The sequence below is a fragment of the Alkalicoccobacillus porphyridii genome, from assembly GCF_007293315.1.
In the GTDB taxonomy this organism is placed as follows: Bacteria; Bacillota; Bacilli; order Bacillales; family Bacillaceae_D; genus Alkalicoccobacillus; species Alkalicoccobacillus porphyridii.
In genome coordinates, this window is the sequence record NZ_VLXZ01000407.1 from 1 (window position 1) to 238 (window position 238).

The 238-nt window shown below is 54.6% G+C and carries 1 pseudogene; it reads right to left on the minus strand.

The features are described 5' to 3' along the window. A pseudogene (locus FN960_RS24750) lies at positions 1–238 on the minus strand (FUSC family protein); the annotation flags it as partial.

The following is a 238-nucleotide window of genomic DNA, read 5'->3' on the forward strand; positions in this document are numbered from 1 at the left end:
TGATACCCAGGGCGCGATCGCGAATTTCCACCAGGTCGTACACCGGGCCAAAAACGTTTTCGAGCGTGGCGAGCGCGAAGGTGACCACCATCTGTGTGCCGATATAAGAAGAACGTTCAGAGCTGGTGGCAATCCATGCGCCCAACAGGAAAATAGGTGCCAGCACAAACAGCAATTCGACAATATTGTCCAGCCAGGGCATGACCAGTAGCGTGAATAACAGCGCCAGAATCGCGCC